Origin of the sequence: Amphritea japonica ATCC BAA-1530 (genome assembly GCF_016592435.1) — a bacterium.
Classification (GTDB): Bacteria; Pseudomonadota; Gammaproteobacteria; order Pseudomonadales; family Balneatricaceae; genus Amphritea; species Amphritea japonica.
Genome location: NZ_AP014545.1, coordinates 2,756,308 through 2,781,336 on the forward strand (window position 1 = coordinate 2,756,308; position 25,029 = coordinate 2,781,336).

At 47.5% G+C, this 25,029-nt stretch carries 22 protein-coding genes; 5 read left to right on the forward strand and 17 right to left on the reverse strand.

From position 1 onward, the window contains the following. Positions 1-137: 137 nt before the first annotated feature. The gene (locus tag AMJAP_RS12735; protein WP_019620163.1) at positions 138-350 is read right to left on the reverse strand and encodes a cold-shock protein; all 213 of its coding nucleotides are present in this window, start codon (positions 348-350) and stop codon (positions 138-140) included. Positions 351-642: 292 nt separating this feature from the next. Between AMJAP_RS12735 and AMJAP_RS12740 the strand changes: the two genes are divergently transcribed. After that, positions 643-2,589: a diguanylate cyclase domain-containing protein gene (locus tag AMJAP_RS12740; RefSeq protein WP_083935219.1), complete on the forward strand. Its 1,947-nt coding sequence runs from the start codon at positions 643-645 to the stop codon at positions 2,587-2,589. A 42-nt stretch (positions 2,590-2,631) separates the two neighbouring features. On the opposite strand, the gene AMJAP_RS12745 is transcribed toward AMJAP_RS12740, so the two are convergent. The 4 genes from AMJAP_RS12745 to AMJAP_RS12760 all read right to left on the reverse strand — a co-directional run bounded on the left by AMJAP_RS12745 (position 2,632) and on the right by AMJAP_RS12760 (position 7,851). Next, entirely contained in the window at positions 2,632-2,868 is a 237-nt protein-coding gene (locus AMJAP_RS12745; RefSeq protein ID WP_019620161.1) for a hypothetical protein, read from the reverse strand. A gap of 244 nt (positions 2,869-3,112) precedes the next feature. Then, the gene (locus tag AMJAP_RS12750) at positions 3,113-4,378 is read right to left on the reverse strand and encodes a DEAD/DEAH box helicase (protein WP_019620160.1); all 1,266 of its coding nucleotides are present in this window, start codon (positions 4,376-4,378) and stop codon (positions 3,113-3,115) included. 464 nt (positions 4,379-4,842) lie between these two features. Beyond that, positions 4,843-6,447, reverse strand: coding sequence for an MFS transporter (locus tag AMJAP_RS12755; protein ID WP_019620159.1), 1,605 nt, complete (start codon positions 6,445-6,447; stop codon positions 4,843-4,845). A 111-nt stretch (positions 6,448-6,558) separates the two neighbouring features. Then, positions 6,559-7,851: an MFS transporter gene (locus tag AMJAP_RS12760; RefSeq protein WP_019620158.1), complete on the reverse strand. Its 1,293-nt coding sequence runs from the start codon at positions 7,849-7,851 to the stop codon at positions 6,559-6,561. Between the two features lie 254 nt (positions 7,852-8,105). Here AMJAP_RS12760 and AMJAP_RS12765 point away from each other — a divergent pair, with 254 nt between their 5' ends. The 4 genes from AMJAP_RS12765 to AMJAP_RS12780 all read left to right on the forward strand — a co-directional run bounded on the left by AMJAP_RS12765 (position 8,106) and on the right by AMJAP_RS12780 (position 14,588). Beyond that, positions 8,106-9,926 (forward strand): ATP-binding protein, encoded by a 1,821-nt coding sequence (locus tag AMJAP_RS12765; RefSeq protein ID WP_019620157.1) that lies wholly within the window; start codon positions 8,106-8,108, stop codon positions 9,924-9,926. A 9-nt stretch (positions 9,927-9,935) separates the two neighbouring features. Beyond that, positions 9,936-10,601, forward strand: a complete 666-nt coding sequence (gene narL, locus AMJAP_RS12770; protein WP_019620156.1) for a two-component system response regulator NarL — start codon at positions 9,936-9,938, stop codon at positions 10,599-10,601. A gap of 675 nt (positions 10,602-11,276) precedes the next feature. Beyond that, positions 11,277-12,749 (forward strand): NarK family nitrate/nitrite MFS transporter, encoded by a 1,473-nt coding sequence (locus AMJAP_RS12775; RefSeq protein WP_019620155.1) that lies wholly within the window; start codon positions 11,277-11,279, stop codon positions 12,747-12,749. Positions 12,750-12,833: 84 nt separating this feature from the next. After that, entirely contained in the window at positions 12,834-14,588 is a 1,755-nt protein-coding gene (locus tag AMJAP_RS12780) for a bifunctional protein-serine/threonine kinase/phosphatase (RefSeq protein WP_019620154.1), read from the forward strand. A gap of 74 nt (positions 14,589-14,662) precedes the next feature. Here the strand turns inward: AMJAP_RS12780 and AMJAP_RS12785 are convergent, their stop codons facing one another. The 12 genes from AMJAP_RS12785 to narI all read right to left on the reverse strand — a co-directional run bounded on the left by AMJAP_RS12785 (position 14,663) and on the right by narI (position 25,024). Next, positions 14,663-15,367: an anaerobic ribonucleoside-triphosphate reductase activating protein gene (locus AMJAP_RS12785; RefSeq protein ID WP_019620153.1), complete on the reverse strand. Its 705-nt coding sequence runs from the start codon at positions 15,365-15,367 to the stop codon at positions 14,663-14,665. Positions 15,368-15,383: 16 nt separating this feature from the next. Further along, positions 15,384-15,533, reverse strand: a complete 150-nt coding sequence (gene nrdD, locus AMJAP_RS12790) for an anaerobic ribonucleoside-triphosphate reductase (protein WP_019620152.1) — start codon at positions 15,531-15,533, stop codon at positions 15,384-15,386. Between the two features lie 32 nt (positions 15,534-15,565). Beyond that, positions 15,566-17,299, reverse strand: a complete 1,734-nt coding sequence (locus AMJAP_RS12795) for a ribonucleoside triphosphate reductase (protein ID WP_019620151.1) — start codon at positions 17,297-17,299, stop codon at positions 15,566-15,568. Between the two features lie 422 nt (positions 17,300-17,721). Continuing rightward, a complete protein-coding gene (locus tag AMJAP_RS12800) occupies positions 17,722-18,240 on the reverse strand; it encodes a CBS domain-containing protein (protein ID WP_019620150.1) in 519 nt (172 codons plus the stop codon). A gap of 284 nt (positions 18,241-18,524) precedes the next feature. Continuing rightward, a complete protein-coding gene (mobA, locus tag AMJAP_RS12805) occupies positions 18,525-19,118 on the reverse strand; it encodes a molybdenum cofactor guanylyltransferase MobA (protein ID WP_019620149.1) in 594 nt (197 codons plus the stop codon). Between the two features lies 1 nt (position 19,119). After that, positions 19,120-20,349, reverse strand: a complete 1,230-nt coding sequence (locus tag AMJAP_RS12810) for a molybdopterin molybdotransferase MoeA (protein WP_019620148.1) — start codon at positions 20,347-20,349, stop codon at positions 19,120-19,122. Then, positions 20,346-20,894 (reverse strand): molybdenum cofactor biosynthesis protein B, encoded by a 549-nt coding sequence (moaB, locus tag AMJAP_RS12815; RefSeq protein WP_019620147.1) that lies wholly within the window; start codon positions 20,892-20,894, stop codon positions 20,346-20,348. Before moaB ends, AMJAP_RS12810 begins: the two co-directional genes overlap by 4 nt. Before the next feature lie 49 nt (positions 20,895-20,943). Continuing rightward, positions 20,944-21,651 carry a Crp/Fnr family transcriptional regulator gene (locus AMJAP_RS12820; RefSeq protein ID WP_019620146.1) on the reverse strand — a complete coding sequence of 236 codons (708 nt, stop codon included), beginning with the start codon at positions 21,649-21,651 and terminating at the stop codon, positions 20,944-20,946. 1 nt (position 21,652) lies between these two features. Beyond that, positions 21,653-22,654: a GTP 3',8-cyclase MoaA gene (moaA, locus tag AMJAP_RS12825; RefSeq protein WP_019620145.1), complete on the reverse strand. Its 1,002-nt coding sequence runs from the start codon at positions 22,652-22,654 to the stop codon at positions 21,653-21,655. A 152-nt stretch (positions 22,655-22,806) separates the two neighbouring features. Further along, complete coding sequence (gene can / locus AMJAP_RS12830) at positions 22,807-23,433, reverse strand: carbonate dehydratase (RefSeq protein WP_019620144.1); 627 nt, start codon at positions 23,431-23,433, stop codon at positions 22,807-22,809. Positions 23,434-23,453: 20 nt separating this feature from the next. Continuing rightward, positions 23,454-24,275, reverse strand: a complete 822-nt coding sequence (locus AMJAP_RS12835; protein ID WP_019620143.1) for a peptidylprolyl isomerase — start codon at positions 24,273-24,275, stop codon at positions 23,454-23,456. Between the two features lie 74 nt (positions 24,276-24,349). Next, the gene (gene narI, locus AMJAP_RS12840; RefSeq protein ID WP_019620142.1) at positions 24,350-25,024 is read right to left on the reverse strand and encodes a respiratory nitrate reductase subunit gamma; all 675 of its coding nucleotides are present in this window, start codon (positions 25,022-25,024) and stop codon (positions 24,350-24,352) included. Positions 25,025-25,029 lie beyond the last annotated feature (5 nt).

Genomic DNA, 25,029 nt, shown 5'->3' on the forward strand with positions numbered 1-25,029 from the left:
CAATGAGAATTGTGAACAGGATGGGCGTATCTGAACTGTTCTCAGCTCAGCGTGCGGAGAAGCAACAGCGCAACGTTATCAGATGAATCATCTAAACATGAACTCCCCCCCAGGCTTCATGCTAAATTTATTAAAGCTTAACTTGCTGCCAGCGGCATTATATTGACAGCGTGTACGCCCTCTGTCTTCGGTGCGGCTTCAAACTGCACCTCCTGACCCGTTTTCAGACTTTTATAGCCTTCGCTAACAATCGATGAATAGTGGACAAACAGATCCTCATTAAAATCTGGAGACACTATAAACCCAAACCCTTTCGCATTGTTAAACCACTTCACTGTACCCGTATACATGCCCAGCTCCTTAGAATTATTAACAGTCAGAGCATTTCAACATCAATCAGATTAAAACAACTCTCTGTGACTATTTTCAGAAATTGAGACTGAGGGGTATATAAGAAAAAGTCCTAATATCATGCCGCTGTTTATAAAAAAGCGACCCAGATCAAACACACCGGCTATTTCCTATATCAACTCGCCGTAATCATTGATATATCTCGTTGAAATACCTATGAACATTCTCCCCACTAAGCTTCCCTAGCTATCTCAACTAAACTGAGTAATGAGAAATGAAGGGTAAATAGGAATGAGATTTTCGCTTTATAAAAGCACACATATGCTGATAGCCATCCTGGTTACGGTGATGTTGATAGTTATCATCACCACAATCCAACAGCTTTATGAAACGGCTTTTCAGCATGCATCAGAACGACTGACAGAAACAGTCGGAAGCCAGGCCCAGCTCATTGAATCCATCACATTCAGTGCGCTAGAAGGTAAAGCTAAGCCCTATTCCGCTGAGACAGAAGCAACAGCCCTGGCTTTACTTCTTAATACCTATAAGGATCACAGGGGGTTTGGGGACACAGGTGAGTTTGCCTTAGCTAAGCAGATTAACGGTAATATTGAGTTTCTTCTCGGTCATCTACATACAAGTCCAGACAACATACATAATCAGACACGGCTATACCAATATGAAAATGTAGCTATACCTATGCAGCTTGCACTTGCCGGTAAATCCGGGACCCTCGTCACTGAAGATTACCGGGGGGTACAGGTATTGGCTGCTTATCAACCAATAAAACTTCTGAACTATGGCATCGTCGCCAAGATAGATCTTGCAGAATTTCGCAAACCCTTTATCCGGGCATCAGTAATCAGTATCTCTATCGGTGTAATATTAATATTCATCGGCGCGATCGGCTTTCATTTGATCACAACTCCCCTCCTGAACCGCATACACCGAAGTGAGTATCGAATGCGCTTACTGCTCAATTCAACCGCTGACGGGGTATTCGGTATCAATATAGCCGGACACTGTACTTTTACAAATATCGCCGGCCTGAAGCTGTTTGGTTACTCCGAAAAAAAACTGTTACTGGGAAAACCTCTGGTTGAAGTACTGAAACAACCTGAGCTATCAGGTGTATATGCGGATGACACCTCAGTCCAGACTATTCTGAAAGCCTTTCAGGCAACGCAGAAAGATCTTCATTACGAGATACCTTTAAGCGATCAATCCGACAGAAACTTTATCGCTGAAATCAGGCTCTCTCCTATAGTCAAAGATGATCGATGTATCGGTGCCGTCATACTGATTGCGGACATCACTCAACAAAGAGAGGCTCAGGCGCAGAAACTACTTGCCAGGACAGTATATGAAAATATCGAAGAAGGAATTATTGTAACCAATGCCAATACTGAGATTGTCTCAGTAAACAGTGCATTTCAGCAGATCACCGGTTATCAGCAAGAAGAAGTATTAGGGAGAAACCCACGATTTCTTAAATCCGGCCAGCAAGATCAGAGCTTCTACGCATCAATGTGGCAGCAGATTATAAAAGAAGGCTGCTGGAAAGGTGTTATCTGGAACAAGAAAAAGAGCGGTGAAATAATCCCGTTGTGGAGTTCAATCAGTTCGGTCAAAAACCCTGCTGGAAAGATCACTCACTTCGTCGGTGCTATATCGGATATATCTGCCCTGAAAGCTAAGGAAGAGATGCTTGAGCATATGGCTCATCACGACCCTCTCACCGGCCTCCCTAATCGTCTATTACTGGATGCCCGGTTTGAGCTATCGTTGCAAAACTCAGCCCGTCGTAACTCAAAGCTGGCAGTACTCTTCATCGATCTGGATTATTTTAAAGAGATCAACGACCAGTATGGCCATAAAGCTGGCGACCAGCTGCTAATTGAAACCGCCCAGCGGCTGCGTAAACTATTACGCGAAGAAGATACGGTTAGCAGACTGGGAGGAGACGAGTTTGTCATTTTATTGCCCGATATCAACAATACTACGTCTGCGCTTGAGCTTGCTGAAAAAATCAAACAATCTATAAAACGTAATTTTACAACTGAGGACGGACTCACTCTAAAAGTTGATTCCAGCATTGGTATTGCGCTTTATCCCGACCACGGCCGGGATACATCAAGTCTGTTAAGTCGGGCTGACCACGCTATGTATATAGCTAAAAAGAAAGGAAAAAACTGTATCAGTTTTTTTCAGTATGATAATACGGATGAGACTGACTGAACTATGACAAAGAAGAGATTTTAAAACGCTACGAGACCAGGATCACTCTTCAGCCAGAATCGATAAGGCTTCTCTAATCTCGGGTTGTAGTACCTCGGTATTATCCTGAAGCTCGGTCACCGTTACGGCAAACTGAGTCCGAACAATATCGTTTTGATCAACTAACCAGGCAAGAGTCGCCTGACTGCACTGACGAGGAGTCCAGCTATGCTTCAACGGGACTCCTGAGCCTTTTAAAAAATTATAGAAGTCATTCTGATTGTTTAATACAGACATCATTCTCGCGTGCTCCTGTAACCACTCCGGCTACTTTATTATTATTTTTTTATTACCGCTGATAAAGACCAAAAAGCTGGCAAGCCGCCAGCTAATCTTCATACCTTAGTTGTATACCATAAGACTAAAGTCTTCAACCATTATTAAGATATTAACGGTACGTTAAGGAGAGAGTCAGGAGGGAATATATAACGTGGCTAGCAAGCCGTAGCTTTTACGACATTCCAGCCACTGTTATCTTTTATCTTTACTTCTTCTTATTCTTAGCTGTCGAGTTTATCGTACCGCCTTTTGCACGAATAATTTTAGTGCGTCCTGTTTTGTTAGTACGGGGTTTATGGGCTTTTTTATGTAGCTGCTTGCGCAAGTTATCCCGGCTGCCTACTTCGTAACCCGGCATATAGATGCGTTGAATCCGCGCTCCTATCAGACGTTCAATATCGTCCAGAGCCCGTTCCTCTTCGCGGCTTACAAAAGAGATCGCTTTACCTTCTGAGCCTGCGCGGCCGGTACGACCAATACGATGTACATAGTCTTCCGCCAGATAGGGTAGATTGTAATTCACGACCAATTCAAGTCCCTGAATATCGAGCCCCCGGGCTGCCACTTCAGTCGCTACCAGTACCTGAATTTTACCCGCTTTGAAATCAGCAATCGCACGACGGCGCGATCCCTGAGACTTATCACCATGACAGATAGCCGCCGGAATATTATCGATCTTCAGGTCAACCAACAATGAATCAGCCTGAGCCTTAGTACTGGTAAACACCAGAACCTGGTACCACTGATGCTTATTAATTAGCTCTGCAAAGAGATCAGCCTTACGCTTTTCCTCAACCGGGTAGACTACATGCTCCACAGTATCAGCCGTCGCATTCTGTTTGGCGACACGAATCACGTCATGGCGAGTCATCAGCTTTTTAGCAAACTCGTTTACCGTAGGGGTAACGGTTGCTGAAAACATCAACGTCTGACGTTTTTCAGGGGTTTGCTGCAGTAATGCACTAACATCGGCAATAAAGCCCATATCCAGCATTCGGTCAGCTTCATCCAATACTACAAACTCAACTTTAGCCAGGCTGACATTGCATTGCACCACATGCTCCAGCAAACGACCCGGTGTAGAGATCACAATATCAACGCCAGCTTTCAGCTTCTTACGCTGACCATCCATGTTCACACCGCCATAAAGTGCGGTCACTGTCAGGGGTAGAAACTGAGCATAGCGCTTAATAGTGTCCGCCAGCTGTTCGGCCAGCTCTCGTGTGGGTGTTAGGATCAGTGCCCGTGGACAGCCAGATTCGGTTGCTTTAGGTCGATCATGTATCTGTTGCAGGATAGGCAGACTAAACGCAGCCGTTTTACCTGTGCCCGTCTGGGCATTCGCTAACAGATTTCGGCCCCGTCGTGCAGGGATAATGGCCTTTTCCTGCACAGGGGTCATCTGACTATAGCCACAGGCATCCAGAGCCTGCTGAATCTCAGGAGCCAGATCTAATGCTGAAAACTTCATGATAAATCCTCTGTATGCCTTGCTATAGCTAAGGAAAGTGCGAATAGCTTCACGCTATTCTTTGCGGATATTCTAAGCCATTAGCGGCCGGTCCACACCTCCCTAAAATTCTCGGGCGCATATGATAAAGGATTTTAGACAGTTTAGTGAGGATGATTACAGTTCATTCCTGTTTTAGAGAAAATTAGTAAAGCAGCACTAAACCGTAGAAACCTGACTGTCTGTATGTTCAATTACATCAGAAATCAGAATTTAACTGTCTTATGCTGAGTTCAGTAATCCACATAGACCGATAGAAGGTGTGCAGAAACCTTGGCTGAGGAGGAACTATATAGCCGAAGAAGTCTTAAACATCGAGAGGATAAGGGGTTAGCAACTATATACGTAGCTCATTGACGATGACTTTGTTGCAACCTTTAGTTGAGCAAAAAAAACGGGGCCCGAAGGCCCCGATAGTGACCCTGTTACGGGTTTTTATATTCAGCTTTTGGTCCCAGGTAGTACCACCAGTTCAGAATGAGACAAACCAGGTAGAACGCAGCGAAACCGTACAACGCATTTTCAGGTGTCGCCAGTTTAATCTGCTCACCGAAGATCTTAGGAATCAAGAACGCACCGTATGCAGCAACAGCCGAAGTCCAACCCAGGGCAGGACCCGCCAGTTCTTTCGGGAATACCATCGCGATAGTACGGAAGGTTGAGCCGTTACCGATACCGGTTGCAGCGAATAGTAGCAAGAATAGTAGCAGGAACGGAACGAAGAACTCTTCCGGAGTCGCTGACTGGTAAGCTGCTTTAAGGAAATAAGCTACGCCCAGTGCGCTACCAATCATGATAATTGCGCAGTACTGAGTAACCTTAGCACCACCCATCTTGTCGGCCATCCAGCCGCCGATTGGACGAATCAGGGCACCGATAAAGGGCCCCATCCATGCATACATCAATGCAGATGGGCCATTCGCATTAACAACGTTGTGCGTCATTGAGCCATCAACCATCAAATGCTGATAACCGAAGACTACTTTGATCGCCAGTGCGAAACCTGCTGAGTAACCGATAAAGCTACCAAAGGTCATGGTGTAGATGATACTCATCACCCAGGTATGCTTGTTATCAAAAATCTTAAACTGACGCTGAAGATTTGGTTTGATATCACCTGGAATCATCTTCATCAGCATGATAGTTGAGAACAGGATACCCGCGATAACAGGCCACTTCGCCCAACCCGGTGCACCAATACCAACAGGGGCTGGCAAGATAATGTACAAGCCACAAGCGGCGGTGAAGAAACCGATCAACAGTAGACCTGCAATCTTACCCATAGAACCGATCGGAGAGCCAATATCAGGCGATACAGCATCAGTACGAATATTGTTCATACCGAACCAACCAGCAATTGCCAGAGGAATCAGCAGCACCAGCCAGACAAAACCAGCATTGTGGATATAAGTTTCAGATCCGGCAGGAATCTTACCAATCAGCGTACCGGAGGTGTTTTCCAGAATCATCGGCTCACCGCCGAAGATACCAAAAGTCATCACCAGAGGAATCAAAATCTGCATTGTGGTAACACCTGCGTTACCCAAACCAGCATTCAGACCCAGTGCCAGACCCTGCTTCTTTTTAGGAAAGAAGAAAGAGATATTGGACATTGAAGAAGCGAAGTTACCACCACCAATACCCGACAAGAACGCCAGAATCTGGAATACATACAGTGGAGTATCCTTATCCTGTAAGGCAAAGCCAGCACCTGCAGCAGGTATCATCAACAATGCCGTCGTGAAGAAGATAGTATTCCGACCACCCGCTATCCGGATAAAGAAACTACTGGGTATACGCAGTGTTGCTCCGGTCAGACCCGCAATACCCGCTAGCGTAAACAGTTCCGCTTTATCAAAATCAAACCCCAGATTAAGCATCTGTACGGTAATGATGCCCCAATACAACCAGACAGCAAATCCAGACAACAAACTTGGGATAGAAATCCACAGGTTGCGGTTAGCTACCCTCCTCCCTTCTTCTTCCCAGAACTTATCGTTCTCGACATCCCATTTTTTTAGATCAGACATGACTGACTCTCCAGAATAAAGCAGTCAGGAGTTCGTCTCCTGCTGCCTACGATTTCAAACCCTACCTGTGCTGGCTTAGCGTTGACTTATACGTCTGCGCTGGCCCAACAATCAGGAATCAAGTTTTTCTTGTAAAAAGTTATTTCGAATCGCTTCCTGTAAACGATTCTGGCTCTCCTGCCGGTTAATGCCGTAATACATAACCGTCATACACAGCGCTAGTAATCCGTATAGCAACATGAAACAGGAACTACGAATCCCAAACAGGTCTGTCACCAGGCCAAACATAATCGGCAGGACAAAACCGCCGATTGCACCCAGCAGTCCTACGGCGCCTCCAACCGTTCCCATCCGGTCCGGGTAATAGTCATAAACGACGCGGTACACACTGGCACTCCCGAACCCCATAGCGATGCCCACTACCATAATCAACGCAGTAAACAACCAAACAGGCATTTCCAGCGCAAAGGTGAAGTCTCCTTCAAAACCATGAATAGTCATCGTGGTTGGGGGATAGGATAGGAAGAACAAACAAAACAAGCAGACCCAGAACACGCTCCAGTTAACCTGACGCGCGCCAAGATGGTCTGCGCACCAGCCACCGAGAATCCGGGCTAACGCTCCCGGCACCGTGAACAACAAAGTAATGAAAGAAGCTGATTTCAGATCCAGCCCATAATGATGGACATAATAATCTGGCAGCCAGAGTGTCAGTGCGACATAACCACCAAACATAAAGAAGTAATACAAACCGAAGCGCCACACCCGTAGCTCCAGCAGCGGAGTCAGTATTTCACTCAGAGATAGCAATTTTTTCTGTTCGCTGCGACGCTGATGTACGGGATCATCCTGGGTCAACAACCAGAAAAAAAGCACCAGCAATACCAGCACAAAAGCATAGGCAATAGGCGCCATACGCCAGCCGTAAGCAATAATAATCAGCGGGGCAACCAGGTTGGTCAGTGCTGCACCAAGGTTACCAGCACCAAAGACTCCCATTGCCAGACCTTGATTATCCCGTGAAGCCCAGGATGAAACGTAATGAATGCCAATGACAAAGGTGCTACCCACAAAGCCGATACATAGTCCGAGCGTCAGGTATTGCCAGTAATACTGTGCATAAGCGAAACCATACAACGGTATGCTCACGAGCAATACCACGCCTAACATCAGTCTACGGCCGCCGAAACGTTCCGCCAGAATACCCATCGGTAAACAAGCTAACGCACCACTTAAAATCGGGGTTGCTATCAGTAAACCGAACTCGGTTTCACTCAGTAGCAAATCCTGTTTAATCTGCAAACCAATAACCGAAATCAGCGTCCAGGTGGCAAAACAGGCCGCAAAGAGCAAGGTACTCATGATCAGGGCTGATATCTGTTTTTGGGTTTCCTGGGCAGGCATTGGTCACTATCCGGTTTATGGACTTGTTGCTAAGCTAAACCCTCTACCGCATACGGGTATTGACCCAAATCAATACACAACTCACTGAAATTAGTGCGTTTTTCTCAAAATACCTCTTTAGTAGTACCACCAGCAATAGTTGTAACTTTATGTTTTACCTTGTATTTTTGATACCCTGATTCAATCCTGAAGAAACACCAGATAACACACAGGTTCTTTGTGAGTACAGACGTTTTCTGAGGACAGGAGCCCAAATGAATTTTCTAAAAAAGTCTATCATCACCCGTTTGGGTACGGCGATGTTTGCGATCAGCCTGATGGCACTCATCAGCATGATCAGCTCGGTGATAGTGGCAGAAAGCACTCAGGGAGACGCCGCGGGTATAAATCTGGCCGGTTCTCTGCGTATGATGTCTTATCGAATCGTTGCTGAAACCCAACAGTACGAAAGCGCCCCATCGAATAAAGCCTTAACCCGAGTATTAGATTCCATCGACGAGTTTGACATTCGTATCAATGATACGGTGCTGACAGATGTTATTCCCGAGGGTAAGGATCACAAACTCTATCAGGTTTATCAGTCTCTGATGTCAGAGTGGCAAAGCGCTTTATCTCCACGTTTAAAAATGGAGCTACAACAAAGCCCAGTTAATGGCGCTAAAAATCTGGAGATGCTTAAAGATTTTGTAACCCGTATCGATCATATGGTCAGATTGCTGGAACACAGTACTGAGTCAAAAATCAAACTGCTCAGTCTGGTACAGGGCATCAGCTTATTAATGACTGTAATCATCATCTTTATCGCCCTATATGATATTAAGTGCAATGTGGTTGAGCCCCTTGGACAATTATTGCGTGCATCCAAAGAAGCCAGTGAAGGTAAACTTACCGCCCGGGTTTATTATCAGAGTGATGACGAACTGGGCCTGTTGGGCACAACGTTCAATCACATGGCAGGAGAGCTGTCTAAAATTTATGCCGACCTGGAAAACCGTGTACAGCAGAAAACGACGGAGCTCCGTGATACTAACCAGAGACTACAACTGCTGTACAAAGCAACCCGACGCTTCAACCAGGATGAGGACATCTGTCGCCGTCTGATGCCCGTCATGAAAGAACTGGAAGAAACGCTGCCAATTGGCCCTGTAAGCGTTACGTTATGCGATCCAAGTCAGCCCAGCAGTTATCGACTACTAACCACCCAGCAAGAGAAACGGCCAGTAGACTGCATGCAGACAAGCTGTAGCGACTGTATCGTACCCTCACTGAAAAACCGTCCGTATAAATCGGCTAACTTTCCTATTCAAACCCGAGAGGCATATTTTGGTGAGCTCACCATAGCTTACGCACTCTCTTCTCCACTCACAGAAGACCAGAAAACCCTGATAGAAACGTTGGTTGATAACCTGGGAACTGTATTATCACTGGAACTGAAAGCCTCACAGGAGCAGCACATGTCCCTGATGGAGGAGCGAGCCGTTATCGCCCGCGAACTGCACGACTCGCTGGCGCAATCGCTTTCCTATCTGAAGATGCAGGTTGGCCGACTTCAAATCTTGCGAAAAAAACATCAGAGTGAACAACAGATCGATGATGTTGTTAATGAGCTGAAAGAAGGACTCAACAATGCTTACTACCAGTTACGGGAACTACTCACCACTTTCCGTCTGACTTTAGATCAGCCTGGACTTCGACCCGCTCTTGAATCTACTGTTAAAGAATTTTCTGACCGATTAAACTCTGAGATCAAGCTAAAATACAATTTATTGCCGCAGAGTTTGACCGCCAACCAAGAAATTCATGTATTACAATTAGTACGGGAGGCTCTCGCTAACGTGGTAAAACACAGTCAGGCGACTGAGGCTTCTGTACAGGTAACCCAAAGCGGCAACCACATGGAAGTCTGCGTAGAAGATAACGGCATCGGTTTGCCTGTAAATAAAGATACTTCCGGCCACTACGGCCTGGTCATCATGCAGGACCGAAGCTCCACCCTTAATGGTGAACTTAAAGTGGAAAATAGAGAATCAAGCGGCACCCGGGTGATCCTCAAATTTTCGGCTAAACAGACTTAAGAGATAGTAATGAATACAGAAGATAATAATAAATCCGGACCCGCATCAATTCTTCTGATTGATGACCACCCCCTATTACGCAAAGGGGTAAAACAACTGATAGAGCTGGACTCTGAGCTTTTAGTGACAGGTGAAGCCAGCGATGCAGAAGAAGGCGTTGAGAAGGCGATTCAACTAGAGCCCGATTTGATACTGCTAGACCTGAACATGCCCAGAATCAACGGTATCGAAACTCTTAAGCTATTACGAGATGCAGGCATCACCTCCCGGGTTGTGGTGTTTACCGTATCTGATAATGAAGAAGACGTCATTGCAGCGCTGAAAGCCGGCGCAGATGGATACCTTCTCAAAGATATGGAACCTGAAGAGCTGCTGACCAACCTGAATCAGGCTGCTAATGGAAAGATGGTTATCAGTGAACGTCTGTCTACCGTGTTGGCCCAGGCACTACAAAGCAACCGTAAACGAACAGGACCGGACATCAATAGTCTCTCCCCCAGAGAAAAGCAGATCATTAAACTAATCGCCGGCGGCCTGCCTAATAAGTTAATTGCCCGTAAACTAAATATTACTGAAGGCACCGTGAAGGTTCATGTAAAACATCTCTTTAAAAAGCTTCACTTGCGCTCTCGGGTAGAAGTCGCGGTACTGGCCGTTCAGGAAGGGCTTGGCTGATAAAGAACCAGGATCGGCCTTATGTCTGTATATATGCCATCGGGATTTACTGATTCTTTAATGAATCAAACTACGACGAAGTAGTTCCCATCGAGATACAAAAAAACCCCTCGGACAGAAGTAACGAGGGGCAAAATTTCTGTCTATTTGAGCCTGAATTATTGCATGCCACTGACACCAAACCTGAATCAGTCCACAAACGGGTTTTGGAGGTGTCGCTGATATATATCGGCACAACAACGTCATTCAGGCTAACCCAGCACCCAATGAAAACAAATCATCCTGAAGTGATATAACCTTACCTCCTCTGCACGTTCAAAGTTTGACTTCTATCATGGAATGATACAGCCACTTCTGAAGGCAAAATTATTTTCTTCTCGGTTAAATACCTCCGATATCTGCCAATTCAGCCTTAGATACCTCCTAAGAGGTCATTTCAGCAAAAGCATATAAAACACAACTCATTAAAATACATTTTTATATTATAAATCATATAGTTAACAAAAATATCATACCCTACCACCAAGGGAGTATATCAGCATAAACAGGCATAGAAGAGACTCCCTATCGTTGATATGTATCAACGGTTTTTATCGTGAAAAGGCCTATTTTGTAACCTAAATTTTTCTATCCTTACATCTTTAGGGCAGAGGTTAACACCTCCGGAGCAGTCAAATGTCCACTAGCAAATTTAGCTTACTTAATTTTGGCGACCCCAAAATTAAAACATTACACATCACCTGGTTTGCCTTCTTCCTGACCTTTGTGGTCTGGTTCAGCCATGCTCCAATGCTCGCTTACATCAAAGATGTATTCGGCCTTAGCGGTGCTGAGGTCAAGGCGCTGATGATACTCAACGTAGCACTCACTATTCCCGCACGTATTGTGGTCGGCACGCTGGTAGATAAATATGGACCCAGAATCGTCTACAGCATGCTACTGGTCATAGGCGGTTTTATTTGTATCGGTTTTGCGTTGGCACAGACCTATGAACAACTAGCCATTATGCGCTTTCTCAGTGGCTTTATCGGCGCTGGCTTTGTTATCGGCATTCGTATGGTTGGTGAATGGTTCCCGGCAAAACAGGTCGGTGTTGCCGAAGGTGTCTACGGTGGCTGGGGTAACTTTGGTTCCGCTGCCGGTGCCATGACACTGCCGACTATCGCTCTGATGTACGGTGGTGAAAACGGCTGGCGCTATGCCCTGATATCCATCGGTATAATCGCGATAATTTACGGCTTTATATTCTACAAAGTAGCGCGTAATACACCGAAGGGTTCTACCTATTTCAAACCCAAAAAACACGGTGGTCTGGAAGTTACCAGCAAGAAAGACTTTGTCTTCTACATTCTGATGAACATTCCGATGTATGCCGCACTCGCGGTGCTTGCCTGGAAACTATCACCCAGCAACATTGGCCTACTGGATCAGTTCTCTACCTACGCTATCTATGTCGTACTGGCGGTTCTTTTTGTAGTGCAACTGCGAGCCATCTATCATGTAAATGAAGAGAACCTCAAAAACGGCGTACCTGAAATTCAACGCTATAAGTTCAAACAGGTTGCGGTACTTGATATTGCCTATTTCGTTACCTTTGGCTCCGAGCTGGCGGTGGTATCGATGCTACCCCTGTTCTTTCTGGAAACCTTCGAAGGTCTGGATCCGGTCAAAGCAGGCCTACTGGCATCAGGTTTTGCCTTCATGAACTTAGTCGCACGGCCTACCGGTGGCCATCTGAGTGATACTATCGGACGTCGTAAAACATTGAGCGTGCTGATTCTGGGTCTGATGGTGGGCTATTTCGTCCTCAGCCAGATTGATGGTGAATGGTGGATTCCGCTGGCCGTTATTGCCACTATGGCCTGTTCGTTTTTTGTTCAAGCCGGCGAAGGCGCTGTCTTCGCGGTGGTGCCACTGATTCAGCGTCGCATGACAGGTCAGATTGCCGGTATGGCCGGAGCCTACGGCAACGTTGGCGCGGTGTGTTACCTAACCGTACTTAGCTTCGTTGATTATTCTACATTCTTTATGGTGATCGGCGCCTCCGCTGCCGTAGTATTCTTCCTGGTACAATTTATGGACGAGCCCAGTGGTCAGATAGCCGAAGTGCTACCGGATGGCACTGTACAGTTGATCAATGTTGAATAATCCACAAGTCGAGGGATAGTTCTGGGGTGGGGTGTTGCTAACGACACCACCACCCTTTACCTTGTGAAGAGAAGGGACGAATCGATGAATGATCTTGAGTCGCAAACTATCTACCTGCAAGACAGCGTTATAAAACTGTCGGCTGGCCAGCGCAGCGACCAGGGACGTAAGGAGCAAAACGAAGACTGTCTCGGTTTTTTCCACCCTGAGGGTAACCTACTGGCAACCAAAGGCGCTGCTGCCGTTATTGCTGATGGCGTTAGTACAGCTGAAGCCGGGGGCGAAGCCGCACGTTATTGTGTTCAGGAATTTCTCAGCGACTATTTTGACACTCCGGACATATGGACCGTTAGTAAGTCGGCGCAAAAGGTACTAACGGCGATCAATCGCCTGCTCTATACCCGCAGTCATGAATATCTGTCTACATCCCGGGGCCACATTTGTACCCTTTCGGTACTGGTCATCAAATCAAAAACAGCGCATCTATTCCATATCGGCGATAGCCGAATTTACCTTATTCGCAACAACGAACTTGAATTACTAACCACCGACCATACAACTCAGCTCAACCGTAAAGACAGTTGTCTGGCCCGTGCCATGGGCATGGATACCCACCTGGAAATAGATTACCTCTCCATGGAAATCCAGCAGGGAGACCTTTTCCTGCTATCCACCGATGGTGTGCACGATAGTCTGACACCCGCTATGTTAAAACAGCTGTCCCTCGCCTCTGAAGATATTCAGCAGAACTGTGAAGAACTGTTAGAAGCCGCTTACGAAGCAGGTAGTACCGACAACCTCAGTTGTCAGTTAGTACGGGTGGACCAGCTTAATGATGAATCTATCAATCAGATGAACGATCGCCTGACCTTACTACCCTTCCCTCCAGAACTGGAGCAGGGTATGAAGATTGACGGGTACCTGATTGAAAAAGAACTATATGCCAGCAATCGCAGTCAGCTATACCGGGTACGTGACCTGGAAACGGATCAAATATGGGTAATGAAAACCCCCTCCCGTAATTACGAAGACGATACTGCTTATATTGAACGTTTCATCATGGAGGAATGGGTAGGCAGCCGTATTCAAAGCCCCCATGTAGTTCCCGTTCACATCCCTAACCGGGCAAAAAACTTTCTCTATTACCTGATGGAGTTTATTGAGGGGGTAGCCCTCGACACCTGGATGATCGAGAACCCATCACCCAAACCAGCTCTGGTTATTAAACTGGTCAAACAGATGGCCGAAGGGCTGAAATCGTTTCATCAGCGTGAAACCCTGCATCAGGATCTGAAACCGAGCAATATAGTAGTGCGTCCCGACAACAGCGCGGTCATTGTCGATTTTGGTTCCGTCTTCGTCGCGGGTATCAATGAGATATTCGTTCCCCTGGAAAGAGACCGGATTCTTGGCACCATGAATTACTCCGACCCGGTATTCCGGTTAGGCCAGAACACGGGTATTAAGGGCGACATGTTTTCCCTTGCTGCCATTACCTACGAAATGTTCACCCATAAGCTGCCTTTCGGCAACGCGCTGGAAAGTTGTGAAACCCCCCAACAACTCGAAAAACTCAACTATATTCCAGCTGATCGTTACAACCCGATTATTCCTATCTGGTTTGATCGTGCGCTGGAGAAATCTATGATGATAAACCCTACTCAACGCTACGATAGCATCGACCAGATGATGCAGGACCTGACAGAGCCCAGCCCTGATTTTTTGGTGCCTCGGGAGAAAGTACAAAAGACCCCCAACGCACTATTATTCTGGCAATTGATGTCGTTGGTGTGGTTTATGACCGCCCTGTTCACACTGATCGCTTTTTGGTTAAAGTAGAACCGCACATACACAATACTGTCCGGTGAAACCCTGACAGGGAAGTTACAAGCGGCCAAAGTTCTGAGGGTTTCTTACCCCCTCCATTCAAACACCGAAAACAGTGATTCCAGATCCCGGCGCAGATCCGCTAACGGTTCAGCGCCCAAACTGATCGTCCCTCGCAATCGAGGATCAAGACAATTTTGTCCGTGACTAACCTGCAGGGCGTAGCGAGTTACCCCTTCAGCGGCCAGTTGCCGTGCCAACAACAGAATATCTTCGGGTTGCAGTTGCTGCCAACTGACGGTGGTCCGGCACTCAAAAGCAATACCGGACGCCAGCAGCAGTTGTAGTGACTGACGATTTTTGACCGCCTGATTAATTCGCCCAGTGACCCGGGCGTAGAGATGGGATGGCGCCTTCACATCCAGGCCAACCCAATCCAGATGGTTTAGTATCGTTTTCAAGCGGGCAGGCTGTACTCCTGCAGAGTGAAGCCCTACTTTATAGCCCCTGTCTTTTACCCTCCGTATCGCTACGGGCAGCCCTGCTTGCAGGGTCGGTTCGCCGCCACTGAACACGACCGCTTCAAGCAACCCCTGACGACGCAGGAGAAAGTCATCAATATCGTCCCAGCTGACAGGCACAGTATCGGCTTGGAACGGAATAAGCTCTGGATTATGGCAATAACCACATCGCAACGGACAACCCTGCGTGTAAAGTACGCACGCAAGGTGATCCGGAAAATCGATGGTCGTCAGCGGCGTCATGCCACTGACCTGAAGACCTGCAACCATCCGCTACTCCTCTAAGCTAGTTCTTTTCGATGAAATGCTGACGTTCTTTATGCTCCGACTGCTTACCGGCATTAAACTGAGATACCGGACGGTGATAGCCCATTACCCGGGTCCAGATTTCACACCGCTGGCGCTCTTCTGTTTTCAATACGTACGTTGCTTTCATGGTTTTTGCTCCTTGATATAGTTTTGACCTGATTACGCCAGGGCACAGCCAGTTGTTTGCTTTTCTTCTGAAAGTTTTTGCTGCATCAGTTCCTCATCACAGCGCGGACAAAATTCGTGCTCCCCCGCCAGATAACCATGCTGAGGACAGATTGAAAATGTCGGGGTAATAGTCAGATATGGCAGCGCGAAACGGCTCAGCGACTGCTTCACCAACTGCTTGCACGCACGTGCACTGGAGATCCGCTCACGCATATACAGGTGTAATACGGTGCCACCGGTATAACGGGTCTGTAGGGCATCCTGTTTCTCCAGTGCCAGAAAAGGGTCGTCTGTATAGCCCACCGGCAACTGGCTGGAATTAGTGTAATAAGGATGTTCCCGGGTGCCAGCTTGAAGAATATCCGGCCAACGCTTGCGATCCTCACGGGCAAAACGATAAGTCGTGCCTTCCGCCGGGGTCGCTTCAAGGTTATATAGATGCCCGGTCTGCTCCTGAAATTCAGTCAGCCGCATATTAATATGGTCCAGCAGTTGTAACGACTGTTCCTGTCCCTGATCACTGCTGATATCAAACGTATCCCCACTGAAGTTACGTAGCATCTCATTAATGCCATTCACCCCGATGGTGGAAAAATGGTTACGCAGAGTGCCCAGATAGCGTTTGGTATAAGGAAACAGTCCCTCATCCATCAATTGCTGTATGCGCTGACGCTTCAGCTCCAACGAGTCCCTGGCCAGCAACAGTAAGTGATCTAATTGCTCGTAGAGGCGTTCGGAATCATCCTGGCACTGATAGCCCAGCCGGGCACAGTTAATCGTCACCACACCGAGCGAACCGGTCTGCTCCGCCGAGCCAAACAGCCCGTTACCCCGCTTAAGCAGTTCTCGCAAATCAAGCTGCAAGCGACAGCACATAGAGCGCACCATACTCGGTTCAAGATCTGAGCAGATAAAGTTCTGAAAATACGGCAGACCATATTTAGCAGTCAGACGGAATAACAGGTCTGCATTCGGGCTGTCCCAGTCAAAGTCCTTTGTGATGTTGTAGGTGGGTATCGGAAAGGTGAAGACCCGGTCTTTGGCGTCCCCCGCATCCATCACTTCCAGATACGCACGGTTGATCATATCCATCTCCCGCTGCAGTTCGCCGTAGGCAAACGGCATCTCCTCACCACCAATAACCGGCACCTGCTCCTTCAGATCATCTGGACAGTGCCAGTCAAACGTCAGATTGGTAAAGGGTGTCTGGGTACCCCAGCGCGATGGCACATTCAGGTTATATATCAGCTCCTGCATCGATTGCAGCACCTGTTCATAGCTAAGGTTATCTTTACGGATATAGGGTGCCAGATAGGTATCAAAGGAACTGAATGCCTGAGCCCCGGCCCACTCATTCTGTAAAGTGCCAAAGAAGTTGACGATCTGGCCCATAGCGCTACTGAGATGCTTCGGCGGCCCACTGTCCAGGCGTCCTGGAACACCGTTCAGACCTTCATATAGCAAAGTACGCAGAGACCATCCTGCGCAATAACCAGAGAGCATATCCAGATCGTGGATGTGCAGATCACCTTCCCGGTGCGCTACGCCAATCTGCGGGGTATACACCTCGTTCAACCAGTAGTTAGCAATCACCTTGCCGGAGACATTCAGAATCAGGCCACCCAGAGAATAGCCCTGATTAGCGTTAGCGTTAACCCGCCAGTCACTACGCTCCAGGTATTCATCGATGGTACTACGTACGGCAACACTGTCATTCCTGCTCATTTATTAACCTATACAATATATAGTGCTATTTATTAAATTAAGACACAAGATGTAGTGCATTATGTATAAACAACTCCTCTCGAGACATTGATAGATATCAAGGCCATCAATTATTTTTTACGGATATCTGATAAAGGTTTTAGGCGTTTTACGATGCTATCTTTGTCCAAATGCCCCTGTACATCTCTGTTCAGGTTGATTCGACGCAGCTAATCTTCTAGGTGATTTAGCCTGAAACAGGCGGAGATGGAGCCAATACAAAGGCTTTTGTTAAACGAAGAAATATGACGATTCATACAAACTATCGGGTATCGAAAAGTAATGTTAGTACGAGGAGGAAACAGGAAAATTGATCAACAAACAGACGAAACAAAACAAGGGAGGCATAGTGACAGCCTCCTTGAAGACTAACCCTATCGTTATTATTTAGCTGACGCGTTACTTTCAGTCCGATAAAGCGTTATGCCTGATAACAGCTTCAGGATATCCAGAGTCGAAACCGCACCGCAGATCTGTTCATCCCTGGTAATAAAAATCCTGTGTACTCCTTTGCTATGCATCGTTTCTGCAAGCTCAGTGACAAGGGTTGTGTCAGGGGCCGAGATAATAGACTTAGTCATAATCTCCGCGACCAGATGGTTTTTATGCTGGCTGCCTTCAGAAAAACCCAATTCATCTGGTGAATACCCTTCAAGACTATTGTAATAGTACTGAGTAGTTGGGTTTTCATTTATGGAATGCTTAGGTTTACCGTCAAATGTGAGAATATCACTCAGGCTTACCACCCCGGAAAACTCTTTTTGTGCAGACAGTACAGGAGCACCGGTGATCTTGTGCCGATTAAAAAACTCAATTAATGCCTGGATGGACCAGTGTTCTGACACGGTTAATAAATCTTTTGACATGATATCGCTGGCGACCATTTCTGAGCGGGTATTCATAAGATTTAATCCTCTATATCAGTTTTGATTACCTATTTTTTAGGCTTGGAACTACATTTATACCTGTAAACTAAATCATGTTAGATCTCGACATTTATCATCAGCTGGCCTGAGCCATTAATACCCCGGAAACGAGGCTAAGCTAAGAAACCCAGTCAAGTGTTTTTCAGTTAATACTCCCCAGGCTGATTTTAATATCAGCAGCCTGAGAAGGAGGACACGAAGCGTTAGCTTAGCTACGAATTGTATCCGCTATTCTCAGCTATCGGGTGACTAAGGGCACGTCAGGCTCCCACAGCCAGCAGTTCGGGTGTATTCATATTCAGTAGACAATCGCCATCCCTGCTGGCATCCAGAACATAGTGTGGAAACTGCCGATACCAACGTCCCACAGCCCCCTGACCAGCGGCCAGCCACTGTTTCAATGCCGTCTGATAGCATACCGGAATGACGGCATGCAGATAATGTTCACGGTCTCCCGTTTTCAGGAAAACAATATGATCGGGGTACTGCCGGGCGCTATCCACCAATTGATCGATCACCTGTAAACTCAACAGAGGGGTATCACAGGGAAGTACCAACAAGTGACTGAAGTCTGTATCCAGTTCGGCCAAAGCAGCCTGAATACCGGCCAGCGGACCGCAATACCCCACCTCATGATCACTCACCAGGGTTTCTCCAAAGCGGGAATAGAGATGCATATTACGGTTACAACTAATCATCAGATGATCAACCGCAGGCCTGACTTGCTGTAACGTCCAGCTAATCATTGGCGCATGACGAAAAGGTACCAATCCTTTGTCTTGTCCACCCATACGACTGCCCTGCCCACCGGCAAGAACAACCCCCGCTAACCGGGTAAATCCAGTATCAGCCATATCAGCTCAACAGTCCGTCGAAGGGATAGAAGGGCAATAGATCGTTTTCACAAACCTTCTGCTGCGCCGGTATCCGCAGAAACCCCTGCGCCAGCACCGACGAACTTAATACCCCCGAGCTTTGGCTATGAACCGGTGCAGCATAAAGTTGTCCCTCTGACCACTCCAGGCTAGCCCGCAAAAATTCATCCCGGGCTATCGGCTTATCACGTGTAAAACCGCTTTTAACGGGGAAGCATGCGGGCTCTACCGAGTTACTGCCCAGCATGCTAAGCAGATAAGGGCGTGCGATCATCAGAAATGTAACCAGTACTGCACCGGGATTACCGGGTAAGCCCAGAAAAGGAACCTGGCCCACCCGACCATATGCCAGCGGTTTTCCTGGTTTGATTGCCAAACGCCAGAGGTCCAGTTCACCAAGGCTTTCAACCGCGGCCTTTACATAATCTTCTTCGCCTACGGACACACCTCCACTACTGATAATCAAATCAGCACGTTCGGCCGCTAAACTGAGCGCCTCACGGGTTTCCGTCAACGTGTCACCGATGATACCAGTGAATATCACCTCGCAACCGAGCGCCTCAAGCATGCCCCTGAGGACAAAATAATTGGAATTGTAGATCTGCCCACCCGCACAGATCTCTCCCGGCATGACCAGTTCATCACCGGTGGTGATAATCTCAACCCGTAAACGCCGATAGACCTTCACACGGTTGATGCCAACTGACGCTATTACGCCCTGGTGGCGACCATCCAATCGGGCTCCTTTTTCTGCCACACATCTTCCGGGCTGTATATCTTGCCCTGCCGGGCGAATATTGGCGCCGGCTTCAGGTATGCCCTCAAAAGTAACGTTATCTCCCTGTCGAATGCAGCGTTCCTGCATGACCACCGCATTAGCGCCGGGTGGGATTTCAGAGCCGGTAAAAATCCGCGCTGCGGTCCCCGGTTGTAATACCACCCCCTGCTCTCCAGCAGCTATACGCTGACTAATGGGTAGGCAAAGACCCGCTGTCAGAGACTCGATATTCACCGCGTAGCCGTCCATTGCACTGTTAGCCGCAGGGGGTACCGAAATCTTCGAAATCACAGGCTCTGCCAGGACTCGATTATTAGCCTGGTCAAGAAGCACTGTTTCAGTTTCTGAAATGCATTGAGCCGACGCTAATAATGTTTCTAAAGCCTCAGCAAAGGGCATTAGCGCATCACTGTCACAACTACACCCACTCATGATCGTGGCCCGCAACTACTGCTAACATCCGGCAGTACCATTTCAACAAAATTACAGGGACGATGACGGGCATCAAGCTGTTCACAAATCACTTTTTCCCAGGCAGTACGACAAGCCCCGGGAGAACCCGGCATAGTAAAAATCAAAGTCCGATTGGCAATTCCCGCGACGGTCCGGGATTGAATTGTAGAGGTGCCAATCTCAGCAAAGGAGAGCTGACGAAATAACTCCCCATAACCCTCAATCACCTTATCAAACAGCGGTCGTAACGCCTCCGGCGTGGTATCACGGGCAGTAAAACCGGTACCACCGGTGACCAGTACAACCTGCACATTTTCCCGGGTAATCCAGTCGGATACTACAGCACGCAGTTCATAGATATCATCAGGCCTGATCTGCCGGTCAGCCAGCCGGTGTCCACTATCCTGCAGACATTGTTGCAAAGTATCACCCGAACTATCTGTTTCAAATGTCCGGGTATCTGAAACGGTCAGTAGCGCTATGTTCAAAGGTTGAAATCGTACATCTTTTTTCGCATGCCCCATGGCAATATTCCTTAAATCAATTCCAAATGCAGACAACAGATTGGGCGTTTTATTGAATGAGCCTTTTTAAACCGGCGACACTGTGTATCGTCAGGTTTCGCCCCTGCACATCTAATAACTCTTTCTCTTTAAGTTCACGCATAACCCGGGATAATGTTTCAGGCTGCATCGCCAGCCTTGACGCAATCAACTGTTTCGTCGCAGGCAGTCTGACAACCACTGGATCAGGGGATTTCTCATCAATAAGACTCAGAATAAAATGGGCGACGCGATGGACAGCGCTCTGCTGTGTCAGAACTTCAATATCACTAATGCTTCGCTTCAGTCGGCTCGCCATGGAGCCTAAGATACCAAAACAACTTTCATACGACTGATGAAGCAGTTGCAGGTAATCCTGACAACAGATAGACAACACAGCAGCTGACTTAATCGCCATAGCATTAGCCGGATAATGTTTCTCCGCCATAAACATAGCGGCTTCACCAACAGGGTCCTGCTCACCAAAGACATTAATAACAGTTTCTTTACCGCCCGATGTCAGGCGGAAAAACTTAATACTTCCCTGCAACACAATAAAAAAGCGCTTAGCCTCATCGCCTTGCATAAACAGATGATCACCATCATCGAGCTCTATGAGCTTGGCTTTTTTCATCAAACTGTAGAACTGACCATCAGTCAGTGCTGATAGCAGTGCATTCTGTCGCACTTTTTCCAACGAGTGGTAAGAAACATTGGCCCCACCAGGTAATATAATCATACTATCCACCTGTCATGTTCATAAAGCGAAGCACCTGAGGTGCATCGGGATCGGTAAACCCATGGCCTTCCGGCTTACGACAAACCGCATCACGTATCAGGTTTTCAAGCCGCTCAGGCTCACCTGGGTAGCCCCGTAAAACCGACCTGAGATCCACTGAGTTTTCCTGACCCAAACAGAGTAACAAACGCCCTTCAGCAGTAACCCGCAAGCGATTGCAGCTACTACAGAAATTATGGCTATAAGGGGAAATAAAGCCGATCCGACCAGCTTGGCCAGGGATGCGGTAATACCGGGAAGGCCCGCCAGTCGTCTCAGCACTGGGCAGTAGTTGAAAACGTTGTTCGATAAACTGTTTTACTTCGTCACTGGAAAAACGAGCCTGTTTACGATCATGGCTGCTAATTTCTCCCAACGGCATCTCTTCAATAAAGCTGATATCAATATCCCGTGTTTGGGCGTATTCCAGCAGATCAAAAATCTCATCATCGTTGTAGCCACGCATCACTACAGTATTGAGCTTGATACGTTCAAATCCAGCCGCCACAGCAGCATCAACACCTGCCAAAACGCGGGCCAGCATGTCCCGTCGTGTCATGCGTAAAAATCGCTCCCCGTTCAGACTGTCGAGACTGATATTGATTCGTTTCAGGCCCGCTTCTTTTAATGGCTGTGCCAGTTTAGTCAGTTGCGAGCCGTTAGTGGTCAGTGTCACTTCATCGAGCCCTGGCAGCGACGCTAAGCCTCGAACCAATTCGACAATCCCACCGCGTACCAAAGGTTCACCGCCAGTGAGCCGAATTCGGCGAATGCCTAAATTAACCAGCGACTCTCCCAACGAAATTATCTCTTCCAGCGATAGAATCTTAGCCTTAGGAAGAAACTCCATATCTTCAGCCATGCAGTAGACACAACGGAAATCACAGCGGTCAGTCACCGATAACCGTACGTAATCAATCTTTCTTCCCAGTCCGTCAACCAGGCCTTGTGGCGTTTGTATCATCGCTGAGATCCTCTGCAATAAATCCAGTTTTCATTGATCTATTACTACGTAGTGGTAACCAACCGGTTCCCTTGGGGAAGTATTAACGTAATTAAATGCGGTATCTGCTCGATGATCGATAAGACTCGATACTCTGAGCCAGCCCTGGCTAACTATCTTTGCATGGCATAAATACCGGGCATATCACCATCGCTATCTGTATCCACCTCAAGATCTTTAATCAGGCCGTCTTCTATACTGTAGATCCAACCATGTACCGACAGTGACTGCCCTCTTTTCCAGGCTTCTTGTACGATGCCGGTGTGACAAATATTTTTCACCTGCTGCTGTACATTCAATTCGCAAAGACGATTAACCCGACACTCTTCATCAGCTTCAGCCAACAGTTCTTCCCGGGAGTGGTAACCAATATCTTTAATATGCCGTAACCAGTTATCAATCAGTCCAAAACGCTGATTACTCAAAGCAGCACGGACACCACCACAACCATAGTGACCACACACTATAATATGTTTAACCCCGAGCACCTGAACGGCAAAATGGATGACGGAAAGGCAATTCAGATCGGTGTGCAATACCAGATTAGCGATATTACGATGCACAAACAGTTCACCGGGTAACATACCAACAATCTGATTAGCCGGAACTCGGCTGTCGGAGCAACCAATCCAGAGATATTCGGGATGTTGCTGGGCAGCCAGTTGCTTAAAAAAACCTGGCTGTTCCCGCTCAATCTGCTCCGACCAGCTACGATTATTGTCTAACAAATCTGATAGCATCGCCTGCTTCTCCGGTCGCCTTACTGCACCAGTTGAGAATCTGCTGCTTGTAGTTCAATGCCCTCTACGTCAGCATCCGATACCAGCAATTGAATGTACTGGTTGACGGCACGGCGATAATTACGTTCGATCAGATAAGCTCGAATCCGATCTTCAACTGCTTCGAAAGGTAGTTGCTCACCTTCGACTCGTTTATCAATTCGGGTAACGTGAAAACCGTAGCGGCTTTCCAATGGACGTTGAGCCAAACCTTCAGGAAGGCTGAAAATCAGACGTTCAAACTCAGCTACTGTCTGACCCTTATCAATCTGTCCCAATTGACCGCCAAGCTCTTTCGAGGGGCAGACAGAATGTTGCTGTGCAAGTTCAGCAAATAACTCTGGATTTTGCTGCAGGGTCGTTATTAATTTCTCGGCCTGCGCCTTTTGCTCAACCCGGCCTTCATGATCTTCCGGGGCCGCTGGCAGCAGAATATGGGAAACAGCCAATAGTGGCTGAGTACAGAATTTGTTTTGGTTGGCCTCATAGTAGTGAAGACAAACCTGTTCGGTTGCCTGAGGCAGCTCTACTTCGCGTGCAATCAGCAGGCGAATCAGTGCTTCTTCCTCAGTTTCATCAGATTGAATTTCAACCGCTAGCTCCAGTACATCCGCACGCTGTAACAACAACTCACGTACTACCAATGCCTGGGCGGCCTGCGCACGTGACATTTCCAGGGATTCAGCGGGATAATATTGAGTTTCTTCTACGATTCGCTTCTCTTCAAGCAACGTGCCATTCACCATCACTGGTGTAAACTCAGGTGCTTCGCCACTTACCATTGCATGATCGATCATCTCCATGCGGGGTACCTCATATAGTCTTGAATTAGATCATTAAAGCAAAATCGGGGGGACAGAGTCCCCCCGCTGTTAGCTTAACGCTGACGTACTACCTGGTAGTTACGAGCAAGGTATTTCACCGGCACGCTCCAGATATGAACCATGCGGGTGAAGGGGAACACCACAAACATAGTCAGGCCAACGAAGATGTGCAGCTTGTACACAATACCAACAGTCAGCAGATGCGAAGCGGCATCAGCCTGAAAGGTCACTAACCCCTGAGCCCAATCGGCTAGAAGTAGCATCACACCGCCATCAAGATGTCCCAGTGCAAACGGAATAGTCAGTAACCCCAGGCTCACCTGAATAAACAGAAGCACTAGAATAAAGATATCCGCCTTGGTGCTGGTTGCCCGTACTCTGGCATCACCCAAACGACGTTTGAGTAGCATCAACGCGCCAACCCAACAAGCTAAACCTGCTGTGCCACCGACGATGATTGCTATCATTTGCTTAGTTCCGGCAGACATAAACGGCGCATACAGAGCATGCGGTGTCAGCAAGCCAACTAAGTGACCAAAAAAGATCGCCAATACGCCAACATGAAACAGGTTACTGGCCCGGCGGAACCCCTTTGAGTTCAGCATCTGGCTGGAACCTGCCCGCCAGGTAAACTGCTCACGGTCATATCGGATCCAACTGGCGATGATAAATACAGCACCAGCTATGTAGGGATAAACACCAAAAAACAGATCATTCAAATAAGACATTGTTC